This is a genomic window from Halobacillus mangrovi (genome assembly GCF_002097535.1).
GTDB lineage: Bacteria > Bacillota > Bacilli > Bacillales > Halobacillaceae > Halobacillus > Halobacillus mangrovi_A.
Window position 1 is genome coordinate 4,046,165 of sequence record NZ_CP020772.1, and the last position, 12,979, is coordinate 4,059,143.

Sequence of the window (12,979 nt, forward strand, 5' to 3'; positions counted from 1 at the left end):
AAATAGACTCCTTTTCTAATCATGACATGAGATGACATGTTTTCACTTTATACTAAACATACAATAGATGAAAGGACTGATGACATGACTCTTGATAATAAAGTAGCTATTGTTGCTGGTGCTACGAGAGGCGCTGGCCGGGCCATGGCTGTAAAATTGGGGGAAGCGGGAGCGACCGTCTATGTGACCGGACGATCAACAAAAGCGGAACCGTCTCCAATGAACAGAAAAGAAACAATTGAAGATACAGCGGAATTAGTAAATGAAGCGGGCGGGCACGGGATCCCTGTCCAAGTGGATCATACCAGCAAGGAACAAGTAAAGGCATTTATAGAGCGAGTCCGTTCTGAACAAAAGGGACAGCTCGACATACTAGTCAATGATATTTGGGGAGGCGATCCTCTTACCGAATGGGGAAAAGATGTCGGAGAACATAGTTTAACAAAGGGGCTGCAAATGCAAAAACAGGCGGTAGGAGCTCATATCATTACCTCTCACTACGCTGTTCCCTTAATGAAAAAGAACAGAAGCGGCTTGATCGTAGAAATTACAGATGGAATAACGGACGAATATCGAGGCAACTTTTATTATAGTTTAGCGAAAATCTCTAACATTCATATGGCTAAAGCGATGGCCAAAGATTTGAAAGACTATAAGATTACATCGATTGCGTTGACTCCAGGTTTTCTTCGCTCAGAAGCGATGCTTGATCTGTTTGGTGTGACAGAAGAAAATTGGCAAGAGGGCACTAAAGTTGAAAAGCACTTTATTGCGTCAGAAACTCCCTATTATATAGGTGAAGCGCTGAAGCATTTGGCGACAGATCCTGATGTTCACCGTTTTAACGGAAAAACGCTAAGCACATGGGGGTTATCAGAAGTCTATGGATTTAAAGATAGCGATGGATCTCAGCCTCACTGGGGAAATTATTATGATCGGTATGTAAAAGGGACAGAAGAGGAGCGGTGAGTCTTCACCGCTCTTTTTCGTACCCTCATGCTATAATCGAATGGATTCGCTATGTAAGGACAAATGAAAGGCCGCTTACGACTCAATGATCATCCAGGTTCACTGGTGTTCATGAATACGGAGAGCCGATTTTTTTGCATGTAAAAACAAAGAAAGATGATGTGTTCATAAGCCGTAACAGTAAGCTGAAACACAAGATGAAGCGATTATAACATTGATTAGAAATGAATGATTGTATTACGAACTTCTCATTCTTTACTCATTTCATAGCCCCGTTTTTAGAAGAATTGACCCCTTACAAATCCATCCTCATCTCTATCTCATTATCTTTTTGTTCATACTTTTTAAACCCTGCTTTTTCATAAACGCGAATGGCTGCTTTATTTCTCGAGTCTACAACTAATCTAATGTAATTAAGGTGACTATCATAGTATTGGAGGCCAAATTTTATTCCTTGATTGACATATTTTACTCCTAAACCTTTGCCAACTAAATCAGGTCTTAAAGCCAACCCTATCTCCATAGTGCTACCCATGATGTTGAACTCAAATAAACCGGCAGGCTGATTGTCCAATAATGCTACGAACCCTTCGCAACCACCAGGTCCCACTAATGTTTCATTCTTTTTAGAGGACTCAAAATAAGGAGTCATCAAGACTTCTTCAATAAAGCCTTTATAATTCCAAGAGTCAATTTCTTTTACATATTCTATCGTTATAGGTTTAAATTTAAAATGCAATTGGACTGTGCTCCTTTTCTTAAAGTATTTGGGAAATTCATTAAACCCTTCATCTAACATTAGTAGTAAAAGCCTTCAAAATTTTCTTTCCAGCAGGAGTTAAAGAGGCTTTACTGTCAAAACTCACGAGAGCAAGCCACCTGAACAACTTTGGAAAGTCTGTCGGACACAGTTTAATAACCTTCCCTCTTTCTAAATCCTCTTGAGCCATGGATTCGGTTATAAGAGCTATCCCTTTTCCTGATCGTACAAATTCCAAAGCGGTAGTCGGAGGAAGTTCAATTGTATCCATTCCAAATGTCATATGACTCCTCTGCCAATTTTTACTCTCATCACTCCAATCGGTAAGGATAAAGGGGCGCCCCTTTGAAAAAACGTCATGAACTGAGTAACTCCCTTTATATAAATTGGCCAACACATGATTTCTTTGCGCCACTAAAATTAAAGGTTCTTTGATAAGAAGAAGTTCTTTTAGATCACTATTATAAAAAGGATATGTGACCACCCCCATTTTGATAAAGCCATCATAAAGCATTTCAATGATTTGTTGATTATGTCCTGTATGAATAGCTAAATCTATGCAGGGATAATTATCATACATGTAAGTAAGGACATTTGTAAAAAGCCCTGTGGTAAAAGTAGGTAAAGTCCCTAGTGTTATCTCTCCCCATTTTCCCTCTCTAATTGCATGTGCTCTCTCTTCTCCCTTTTTAAGAACGTCTAATGCCTGTCTAGCATAAGGTAAGAAACCCTTCCCCAAATCTGTCATTTCCACTGTATTACCTGTTCTATTAAACAATGAGCCTCCCACACTCTTTTCAAGTTCTTTCACTCTTAGGCTAATCGTAGGCTGCGATACATCCAAATATCTAGCCGCCTTACTAAATGATCCAAGACGAACAACAAGATCAAATGCTCTCAGCTGGTTAATTTCCAATCTTTCTCACACCTATAAAAAAATTTAATGATAACTATAGGATATATTAGATTGTTTTATATGTATCTCCTGCTTATACTCCAGATATACTTGAACCAATTTATCCCTAGACAGGGAAGGAGGTATTTTGATGAAGATTCGAAAACAACTTTTAAGTTTTGTTGAAAGCCAATACGAGAATCCAAGAGGGGTGCTAGGGTGGTATATGGGAGAAAAAATGATACATCAGCACAAACGAGAGACGTATTGGAGCATCGAAAAATTAAATTTACAAGAAGACGAACATCTCTTGGAAATCGGGTGTGGTGCAGGGTATGGCCTACAGCTTTTAGCAGAAAAGTCAGCAGTCAGAAAAGTAACAGGGTTAGACATATCTCATACAATCCTCCTTTCTTCTAGAATTCGAAACAAGCGTGCTCTAAGGGAACAAAAAGTCCAACTCGTTCACGGCAGCGTACAGAACCTTCCTTTTAGTGATAGAGTTTTTTCTAGAATTTTGAGCATTCATTCTATTTACTTTTGGGAAGACTTACACAAAGCAATGTCCGAAATTTATAGAGTATTGAAACCCGGAGGAATCGTATTCATTACTCTTAGTGATGGAAAAGACGGAATGAAGTGGAAAGCGATAAGCAGTATGGTGGAAGATAACCTTATACCAACTATGAATCAATTAAATTTTAAAAATGTGAGCATAGAAAGAGGGCCATCCTCAAGAGGGTACCATACCATTGCCGTGTTGGGGAAACGCTGACAAAAGAATAGATGAATAGATCATTACTTTAAGTACACAATACGATGCCCCTCACTAAATAAAAAAGCCCCAGGCATTGAGCCCAGGGCTATTATCATCTATCTTACTTCTGCAAAGCTACCTTCACTTGGTTGTCTCCAACTGTGAATTCTTTCATATTGTCCGCATCACCTAAAGTCAGGTTGTTCACAAGAACATTTTCACGGATCAACTGTTCATTTTGCTGGATCGCTTTTTTCACATCATCGTCGCCGTCAAGGGCAATGTCGACGCGAAGATCGATTGGAAGGTCCTGCTTTTTACGGTCGTCCTGAATGACACGGATCACTTCACGAGCAAGCCCCTCAAGGCGCAGCTCTTCGGTGATCGTTGTATCAAGGATCACATGGAAGTCCTGGTTCGACCCCATAGATAGACCGGAATCAGCAACACGTTCAACGTTCAACAGATCCATCGGAACTTCTACTTCTCCATCACCTGTAGGCACAACAACTTTTTCGTCTTGAACCACTTGGGCCGCCTCTTCGTCAGAAAGCTTCTCAAGGTATCCTTTGACAACTCCGACATTTTTACCTAAAACAGGACCAGCTGCGCGGAAGTTCAGTTTGACTTCATAACGGACAAGATCGTCAGAAGATTGTTTGACAACCACTTCTTTCACATTGATCTCATCACGAATGATGTTGTTGTACTTCTCAAGTGCTTTTCCTTGGTCAGGGTTAACTGGAATCACGGTAAGCTCAGATAATGGCTGCTTCGTCTTGATCGCTTCTGTGTTTCGCACGCCACGAGCAAGCTCGACAACTTGCAGAACCGCATCCATGTCTTGTTCCAGCTGCTTGTCGACAACCTGATCGTTTACTTTCGGGAAGAATGCAAGGTGCACACTTTCACCAGTCAAGTTTTGATAGATGTCTTCGGCTAAGAACGGTGTGAATGGTGCCATCAGCTGGCTCAATCCAGTCAGAACTTCGTGAAGCGTGTGATACGCTGCTTTCTTGGATTCAGTCATGCCTTCTTCCCAGAAGCGGTCACGGGAACGACGGATGTACCAGTTACTCACTTCATCCACATATTTCTCAAGTGCTTTTGCAGCTTTTGTGAAATCATAGTCATCCAGGGCTTCCCCTACAACGCCTGTGACACTGTTCAGACGGGAAAGTACCCAGCGGTCAAGAAGCGTCTTTTCACCTGTTTCGTTTTGATCAAATTCGTAGCCGTCAATGTTCGCATAAAGCGTATAGAACCCATGAGTGTTCACAAGGGTATCAATGACCTTCGATTTCGCTTCCACTACGACACGCTCAGAGAAACGTTTGTTGTTCCAAGGAGCACTATCAGCAAGAAGGGCCCAACGGAAAGCATCAGCACCGAATTTCGTGACTAAGTCTGTCGGATTCAGCGCATTCCCTTTACTTTTGGACATCTTACGTCCTTCTTCATCAAGAATGTGCCCTGTGGAAAGCACACGTTTGTATGGAGCTTTTCCTGTAAATAGCGTAGATACGGCAAGCAGGCTATAGAACCATCCACGTGTCTGGTCGATTCCTTCACAGATGACATCAGCAGGGAATTGCTTTTCAAATTGGTCTTTATTTTCAAACGGATAGTGCTGTTGAGCAAACGGCATAGATCCACTGTCGAACCATACGTCGATGACCTCAGGAACACGGTTCATCGTTCCTTCACACTTTTCACACTTCAGCTGCACACGGTCTACGTAAGGCTTATGAAGCTCTACATCACCGATGTCACCGATTGCTTTTTCTTGAAGATCGGCCTGACTGTGTGGCGCGTATTGATGATCACAGGAATCACAGATCCAAATTGGAAGTGGAGTTCCCCAGAAACGGTTCCGACCGATATTCCAGTCGACCATGTTTTCAAGGAAGTTTCCAAAACGGCCATGCTTGATGTGATCTGGGTGCCACGTTACTTCTTCATTATTTTCAAGGAATTGGTCCTTCAATTGTGTTGTTTTGATAAACCAGCTCTCGATTGCGTAGTAAAGCAATGGAGAGTCACAACGCCAGCAGTGCGGGTAACTGTGCTCATATTTTTCTTTATGGAAAAGGAGTCCTTCATTGGCCAAATACTTCACTATATCAACATCACAGTCTTTAACGAAACGGCCTTGGAATGGAGGGATATCCTCTGTATAACGTCCTTGCCCATCAACAACGTTGAAGAAGGAAAGGTTATATTCTTTTACTAAGTTGTAGTCATCTTCACCGTAAGCTGGAGCGATGTGTACGACACCTGTACCACTCTCAGCATTAACGAAGTCTGCTTCGACAACGAAGTGCCCGCGCTCAGGTTTTACAAATGGGAATGGGGCAATATATTCCACATCTTTGAACTCGCTTCCTTTATGTTTGGAAACAATTTCGTACTCCTCGCCCAGGTTTTTCTCTGCAAGAGCTTCTGCCACAATGTACACTTCGCCGTCCTTTTTAGCTTTGATGTAATCAAGGTCAGAGTGGACAGCTAAGGTTACGTTTGCCGGAAGCGTCCATGGGGTTGTCGTCCATCCTAGGAAAAATTCATTCTCAGAGCCTTTCACTTTGAATTTCGCTGTTGCGGAAAGATCTTTGACGTCCTCGTAGCCTTGGGCCACTTCATGAGAGCTCAAAGTGGTTTGACAGCTCGGGCAGTAAGGCGTAACGCGGTGACCTTTGGATAGTAAATCACGTTTGTGCAGGTCACTCAGGATGTACCAGACACTCTCGATGTAGCGGTTTTCTAACGTGACATATGGGTCATCCATGTCTAGCCAATAACCGATCGACTCTGTAAACTCACGCCACTCTTTTTCATAGTTGAAAACACTCTTCTTACACTCTTCAATGAACTTCTCGACACCGTATTTTTCAATCTCTTGTTTACCAGAGATTCCTAGCTGCTTCTCAACTTCAAGCTCAACCGGAAGACCGTGGGTATCCCAGCCGCCTTTACGTAGAACCTGATAGCCTTGCATCGTTTTGTAACGTCCAACAAAGTCTTTGATCACACGGCCAAGGACATGACCAGCGTGAGGAAGACCGTTCGCTGTCGGCGGTCCTTCATAAAATACAAATGTTTCTGCGCCTTCGCGCTCATCCATAGAGCGTCTAAAGACGTTTTCAGCGTTCCAATAATCTTTGACGCGATTTTCGCGGTCTAAAGCTGCTTCTTTCGTGTTAACACTGCGCATTTCTTCCACCTCTTACCCTTTTATTTTTTATATAAATGAAATGACTATTATTGCTGCAGAAGCGGATGTCCCCGGGCAGTAGCCTGCACATTTAAAATAAAAAATCCGCCCCTGCTTTTATGATTAAAAACAGGGACGGATTGGATCCGCGGTACCACCCATATTCCGCGCAAAAAACGCACGGCACTTGGTTCACATAACGGATAACGGCCGCCAACCGGTTCTCCCTACTCTTCAACATTTCAGCAGAACTTCTCGGAGATGATCTTCAGCTCTATACGGTCATCGCTTTTCACCAGCCAGCGACTCTCTACAGACCCTAGGATAAAGCCTACTCTTCTCGTCAACGAAAATATACGTAGTTTCTCCATATCATATTACGAAATTGTTCGGATGTCAAAATATCTTTTGCCCCCATCTTATCCTTTTATTGAAAAATATATACGTATCCGAATATCGTTGCACTATTTGGTGTAGATTTTGCACCAATTTTATTTTGTGATCAACGTTGATTTGAAACTCATATTATCGCTTATCACATTTCCACACTACAATAGTAGTAAAAGGAGGCAGAAACCATGTCAGATGAAGTGAAACGCCAAGTACAAGCGAATTTTTCAAAGAATAAAGAAGCTTATGTCACGAGCTCCACTCATAAAAATCAGGGGGATTTAGATTTAATAAACGAATGGCTCCAGCCGGATCAGAAGTGGACTGTTTTGGATATTGCTACAGGAGGCGGGCATGTGGCCAAAGCGCTTAGCCCCTTAGTCGGTAGTGTCTTTGCTACGGACTTAACAAAAGACATGCTTCAAAATACAGCCACCCACCTTCGTACCCTTCCGAACATTCATTTTGTTGTCGCTGATGCCGAAGCGCTGCCATTCCTTGACGAAAGTTTTGATGCGGTCACTTGTCGGATTGCTCCTCATCACTTCCCTTCACCGGAAACATTCATTACTGAGGTGGAACGTGTTTTGAAGCCTGGAGGATTTTTTTTAATGATTGATAATGTAGCCCCTCAAGATGAGAATCTTGACCATTTTTACAATACTTTTGAAAAGATGCGGGATAAAAGCCACGTCCGCGCGTTAAAGGTATCTGAATGGAAGCAGCTTTTATGTGGTGCCGGTCTTTCTATAGAACAAGAACTTACGAGAAAAAAGACACTCCCTTTTCCAGATTGGGTTAAAAGGACTACAGATAACGATCAAGAACGCTTGAATGTCGAATGCTATTTTCAGAATGCTGACGAAAAAGCTTTCTCTTATTTCTCTATTAAAAAAGAAAAAGACCGCATTCAATCATTCTCTATTGATGAGTGGATGGTTAAATCTATGAAAGAAGCGTAATACGAGTATAAAAAAGACCTCGCATTGGAAAAATAAGTTAGGTATAGACGAATTTAATGCGAGGTGTACATATATGGATGTTGTTGTCATGGCCAGGGCTTTGTTCGGTACGTCCTTAGGATTTCATATTATTTACGCTACTTTAGGCGTCGGACTGCCCGTTATGATCATTATTGCTGAAGTCCTCTACTTGATAAAAAAAGATTCCGATTATGCGTTGATGGCAAGACGATGGACGAAAGGGTTTGCGATATTGCTCGCAGTCTCGATCGCCTCAGGAACCATTGTCGGTGTACTCATATCACTTTTGTTTCCAAACTTTATGGAGATCGTAGGGCAAGTCATCGCCCTTCCTTTCCAGATGGAGATATTTGCTTTCTTAATTGAAGCGGTTTTCATGTCGATTTATTTGTATGCAGCCGACCGTCTGCCTCCTTCACTGCGAATCGTCAGTATCATTTCTGTGGCAATCGGGGCCACGGCTTCTGCAATATTAATTACGGATGTACACGCGTGGATGAACACGCCTGCCGGGTTCAACATTACTCCAAATGGAGACATTACAGACATTGATGTATGGGCAGCATTCTTCAACCCAAGCTTCGGGGTTACGGCCATCCACGTAACGTTGTCTGCCTATATGACCGTCTCTTTTCTGATCGCTTCCATTGCAGCTTTACGATTAATGAGAAGGAAACTTTCAGCGGCAGAACGTAACTATCATAAAAAAGCATTGATGATCGCCCTTTATTTCGGAGCACTGACGTCTCTTGCGACAGCAATTAATGGTCACGAAACAGCCCAGATGCTTCATGAGTACAATCCTCGAAAACTCGCAGCCGCCGAAGGGCTTTTTGAAACGACAAGGTACGCACCACTGTCAGTTGGTGGATACACGTCTCTGGAAGATCAGCGAGTAAAGTACGCAATTGAAATTCCGAATGGGCTTAGCTTCCTTGCTGGAGATCGGTTTGATACAGAGGTACTTGGCCTTAACGAATGGCCGCAAGAACTTTGGCCGCCTCTTTATGTCCACGTCCTCTTCAACGTGATGGTGGGAATAGGCACCGTACTGATCTTAATCGCTTTGCTTGCTCTGTTCTGGAAGCATGTCTTGAAAAAAGAGTTCCCAGGCTGGATGCTCGCTGTCCTTGTCGTCAGTGGACCGTTAGCATTGATTGCGATAGAAGCTGGCTGGTGCTTCAGTTGTATCGGAAGACAGCCATGGACGATCACTGATGTTCTTAGAACAGGGGAAGCGGCGACGAAGTCAAACAGTGTGAATATCCTGTTTTACTTATTCTTAATCCTGTACGTCACGTTGCTGTTTGTTACAGGCTTTATTATGAGACATTACTTTAAACGAAACCCTGTGAGCAACGATTTAGCTAAAGGGTCTTCATAGAAAGGAGATGAGCCTATGGAAGCTGCTGCACTAGCGATTACTATACTTTGGAGCTTGCTATTCGTTTACGCTATCCTTGGATCGCTCGACTTTGGAGCAGGGTTCTGGGGAATGATTTATGGAAAAAACAATCAAACAAGCGCTTCACAGATTGCCAACCGTTTCTTGTCTCCGACATGGGAAATTACGAACGTATTTTTAGTTATTTTCGTTGTATCGGTCGTTTCTTTTTTTCCATTTGCCACAACACTTTTAAGTAGTATTTTACTCGTACCTGTAGCTCTCGGGCTTTTATTATTAACGATTCGTACGACGTTCATGGTTTTCGAACACCATGCTCAAAGGTTTCGTGAACTGTTACGGGTCACATCAGGGTTCACAGGTCTTTTGATTCCTGCTTTATTAGTTAGTATTCTGCCGATTACCTTAGGTGGATTTGTTGAGTTTGAAAATGAATATCCTCGTCTCCATTATGGAGAGCTTCTAACACACCCGACCCTCTACATGCATATTGCGTTTGGGTTGACTACTGAATTGTTCATCTCAGCTGTATTTCTGATGGATTACGCTAAAGAAGCAGATGACTGGAGCGCGTATTATACGTTCCGCAAGCATGCGATTTGGCTTGGCCCTGTTTCTATCGCCGTTGCCGTACTGACTATTGGTACCTTCCCGGCAGAGGCAGCCTGGATTGTTGAAAACATTGAAGCGAATTGGCTGTGGTTCGGTCTTTCCATTGTGTTTTTTCTGATCGGTTATGGATTTCTGTTTATAAAAAGAACAGATGGCACCCGTGGATGGGCACGTCTAGCTGTCATATCGATCATTTTGCAATATGGAATTGCGATCTATGCATATGGATCTGCTCACTTGCCCTATCTCGTCTATCCAGTTTTGACCGTGGAAGAGGGATTTGCAGACCCATCGATGTTCTACAATATGCTCATCATTTACAGCATCGGATTTGGCATCCTAATCCCAGCATTCATCCTATTCTGGCGACTCTTCCTAAAAGACCGCCGCTACTTAAAACAAGAATAATTGGTATAAACTGTAAGACCTGAGGATCCATGATTTGGATCCTCAGGTCTTACAGTTTTTAACATAACACCCCACCCCATATTGTTTATTACAGTTCAATAATTGGGTACATGGTAGTATCTGAATGGATTGAAGGAGTGAGAACATGCAGGAACTTACCACCCAATACTTAGAAGAGGCCATCGAAGACAGTAAACCCTATGCCTCTTCAGGGAATGTAAATATGAACATCCCTGACTTTGATGAAACTATGAAAGACAGACTCGGCGTATCGATCATCACGACAGATCAAGATAGTTATACAGCAGGAGAATATAATCAATACGTACCAATGCAAAGCACATCCAAAATCATCGGACTTATGCTCGCTCTTCAAGACTTCGGAAAAGATCGAGTCTTTCAAACTGTAGGAATGGAGCCGATGGGCGACTTTTTTAACTCCATCAGTCAGCTTGAATCTTATGATACAAATAAACCATTCAATCCAATGATTAACGCAGGAGCTATTGCTATTGCTGCTTTGATCAAAGGACAAAGTGTAGAAAATCGCTTTAGTCGCTATATGAATTTCCTGAAAGAAATAACAGAGCATGAAGATCTACAAATGAGCGAGGACGTTTATGAAGCAGAAAGAGCGAACGGTGCAAGAAATCGGTCTCTCGCCTATTTTATGCAAAGTACAGGCACTCTTGTAACAGATGTCGAGGAAGCCCTCGATCTTTATTTCCGTATGAACTCCGTCATGATGTGCTGCGAAGACTTCGCCCGAATCGGCCTGTTTTTAGCACGCGGAGGAAGATCGCCAAATAGCGAGGAAAAGCTTATCCCGTCACATCATCTTCGCACCGTTAAAGCGATTATGATGACTTCAGGAATGTATAATTCTTCAGGACATTACGCAGTGGAAGCTGGTATACCATGTAAAAGCGGCGTATCTGGAAGCATCATCGGTTCCATCCCCGGGCGCATGGGAATTGGCGTTATTGGTCCTGCTATTGACGAAAAAGGTAACTCGACCGCTGGCGGCGCATTAATTAAGAAACTTTCGCAAGACTTGAATTTAAACATGTTCGGGATCGATTAACTCTATAAAGGAGCTTGAAAATGGCTTTTGATTACTCCATTGACTTTAATAATACAGACTTCCGGAAAAATCCTGAAAAATATCGAGTGGGGCGCGGCGAGCAGGGCGTGTTATTAGTGGAACCGTACAAAAGCGAGATCCTCGAACACTGGCGTTTCAAAACACCAGAGATCGCTAAAGAATCGTCAGAAAAAATTTATCAGATGTTCCTGGATTATAAAAAGGAAGATGACTTTGTCGGCATGGATATGGCGAGGAAATTCCTGCAAATGGGGTACACACGCTCCCGTCGCTATGCTAATTACAAAGGTGGGAAAAAATACGATGAAGACGGTAATATAAATGAACGTGAGATCGACAAGGAAAAGGCCAAGTCAGCAGAGATATTTGAGGAGAAGTGGATTAAAGCAAGAGAAGACGAAGAATATTTAGCTAAGAAAAAAACTCACCAAAAAGAATACGGTTGATACTGACAAATAAGCCCTTCAGATAATTTATATCGGAATTAACATGATAAGGAGCAAAATTTCTTGAAAATCCCTTTCCTCGTCTTAAGCTTAGGACTGATGCTTGCCTCCTGGGGCCTCGGAATCTACTTTATCTCTATCCTCTACACACCTGCCCTCATCATCCCTCTTTTCGATCAATTTTTGTGGATGAGTGAAGTGAAGGGCTTGTTAGGTCTAACCATACTATTCACAGTCATCACGTTGCCGATACTTGGATTTTTATTCAAAACGAGAGCTGCTGTATCTAACAAAAAAAGTCGATATACCTTGCTTATCAGTAACTACGCAATCTGGCTTGCCATCGTTGCTTCCCAGTTGAAAATCACCGCTTATAACTTAGGAATCTGCCACTGACTAGTAAGTGCGAAGTTCTCTCTTTTACAACTACAGCGCCTACCTTCGTTCCAATTAATTTTAAAAGGGAACTCCATCCTTTTATCGAACTTCCCTAGTAGGAGGTGGTAAGGAATGGAATTTCACTCTTTTTATGAAACATTCAAAGAAGGAGCCCGTAAACATGACTTAGGTTTTCTAAAAGAGACGATATCTGATCAATTAGTGGCAAGAGAAATTCGTCAGGACGAAGTGATCGACTACTCTTATGAGGATTCGATTGAAGGTTGGAAACAAGCTTTTGAATACTTTCAGGATAAGGATATGATATGGATTTATACCGACCATAGCCTGACCGAATTAAAGGAAAATGAATGGTTGGCTTCCTTCTGGGTATCGATTGAACTGGAAGGAGAACTTCTAGATTCGTCCAACCTCTTTTTTAATACATATAAACAAGAGAAAGGCACATGGCAACTTGTACGAACGTACATTGAAGCTGGCGTTCAGACACCTGAGAGTGTAAAAGTAACTATACGATAATTCCTGAACCGCTCATTTTGGTATGAGCGGTTTTTAGGTTTCATTTGTCTTCCATCCAACGTCCCCAATTCCCAGTTGCTAATCTTCTGAATAATCCCTCCTCTATTAAATCTTATACCT

At 42.3% G+C, this 12,979-nt stretch carries 12 protein-coding genes and 1 other annotated feature; of the genes, 9 read left to right on the plus strand and 3 right to left on the minus strand.

The genetic code is table 11. The features are described 5' to 3' along the window. Positions 1 to 84 precede the first annotated feature (84 nt). Positions 85 to 969 carry an SDR family oxidoreductase gene (locus HM131_RS20120; RefSeq protein ID WP_085032150.1) on the plus strand — a complete coding sequence of 295 codons (885 nt, stop codon included), beginning with the start codon at positions 85 to 87 and terminating at the stop codon, positions 967 to 969. A 295-nt stretch (positions 970 to 1,264) separates the two neighbouring features. Here the strand turns inward: HM131_RS20120 and HM131_RS20125 are convergent, their stop codons facing one another. After that, positions 1,265 to 1,708, minus strand: a complete 444-nt coding sequence (locus HM131_RS20125) for a GNAT family N-acetyltransferase (protein ID WP_198162690.1) — start codon at positions 1,706 to 1,708, stop codon at positions 1,265 to 1,267. A gap of 49 nt (positions 1,709 to 1,757) precedes the next feature. Further along, the gene (locus HM131_RS20130; RefSeq protein ID WP_085031584.1) at positions 1,758 to 2,645 is read right to left on the minus strand and encodes a LysR family transcriptional regulator; all 888 of its coding nucleotides are present in this window, start codon (positions 2,643 to 2,645) and stop codon (positions 1,758 to 1,760) included. Between the two features lie 130 nt (positions 2,646 to 2,775). Here HM131_RS20130 and HM131_RS20135 point away from each other — a divergent pair, with 130 nt between their 5' ends. Then, positions 2,776 to 3,399 (plus strand): class I SAM-dependent methyltransferase, encoded by a 624-nt coding sequence (locus HM131_RS20135; protein ID WP_085031586.1) that lies wholly within the window; start codon positions 2,776 to 2,778, stop codon positions 3,397 to 3,399. Positions 3,400 to 3,502: 103 nt separating this feature from the next. Here the strand turns inward: HM131_RS20135 and ileS are convergent, their stop codons facing one another. Further along, positions 3,503 to 6,592, minus strand: a complete 3,090-nt coding sequence (gene ileS / locus HM131_RS20140) for an isoleucine--tRNA ligase (RefSeq protein ID WP_085031588.1) — start codon at positions 6,590 to 6,592, stop codon at positions 3,503 to 3,505. 128 nt (positions 6,593 to 6,720) lie between these two features. Further along, positions 6,721 to 6,948 (minus strand) — a binding site (T-box leader). A gap of 222 nt (positions 6,949 to 7,170) precedes the next feature. On the opposite strand from ileS, the gene HM131_RS20145 reads away from it, so the two are divergent. The 7 genes from HM131_RS20145 (at position 7,171) to HM131_RS20175 (ending at position 12,859) form a co-directional block, all read left to right on the plus strand. After that, positions 7,171 to 7,944 (plus strand): class I SAM-dependent methyltransferase, encoded by a 774-nt coding sequence (locus tag HM131_RS20145; RefSeq protein WP_085031590.1) that lies wholly within the window; start codon positions 7,171 to 7,173, stop codon positions 7,942 to 7,944. Positions 7,945 to 8,017: 73 nt separating this feature from the next. Then, entirely contained in the window at positions 8,018 to 9,349 is a 1,332-nt protein-coding gene (locus HM131_RS20150; protein WP_085031592.1) for a cytochrome ubiquinol oxidase subunit I, read from the plus strand. A 15-nt stretch (positions 9,350 to 9,364) separates the two neighbouring features. After that, positions 9,365 to 10,390 carry a cytochrome d ubiquinol oxidase subunit II gene (locus HM131_RS20155; protein WP_085031594.1) on the plus strand — a complete coding sequence of 342 codons (1,026 nt, stop codon included), beginning with the start codon at positions 9,365 to 9,367 and terminating at the stop codon, positions 10,388 to 10,390. Positions 10,391 to 10,535: 145 nt separating this feature from the next. Next, positions 10,536 to 11,474 (plus strand): glutaminase A, encoded by a 939-nt coding sequence (gene glsA / locus HM131_RS20160; RefSeq protein WP_085031596.1) that lies wholly within the window; start codon positions 10,536 to 10,538, stop codon positions 11,472 to 11,474. 20 nt (positions 11,475 to 11,494) lie between these two features. Further along, positions 11,495 to 11,941, plus strand: a complete 447-nt coding sequence (locus HM131_RS20165) for a DUF4385 domain-containing protein (protein WP_085031598.1) — start codon at positions 11,495 to 11,497, stop codon at positions 11,939 to 11,941. 63 nt (positions 11,942 to 12,004) lie between these two features. Next, positions 12,005 to 12,337: a hypothetical protein gene (locus tag HM131_RS20170; protein WP_085031600.1), complete on the plus strand. Its 333-nt coding sequence runs from the start codon at positions 12,005 to 12,007 to the stop codon at positions 12,335 to 12,337. 114 nt (positions 12,338 to 12,451) lie between these two features. After that, complete coding sequence (locus HM131_RS20175; RefSeq protein ID WP_085031602.1) at positions 12,452 to 12,859, plus strand: hypothetical protein; 408 nt, start codon at positions 12,452 to 12,454, stop codon at positions 12,857 to 12,859. The last annotated feature ends 120 nt before the right edge of the window (positions 12,860 to 12,979 follow it).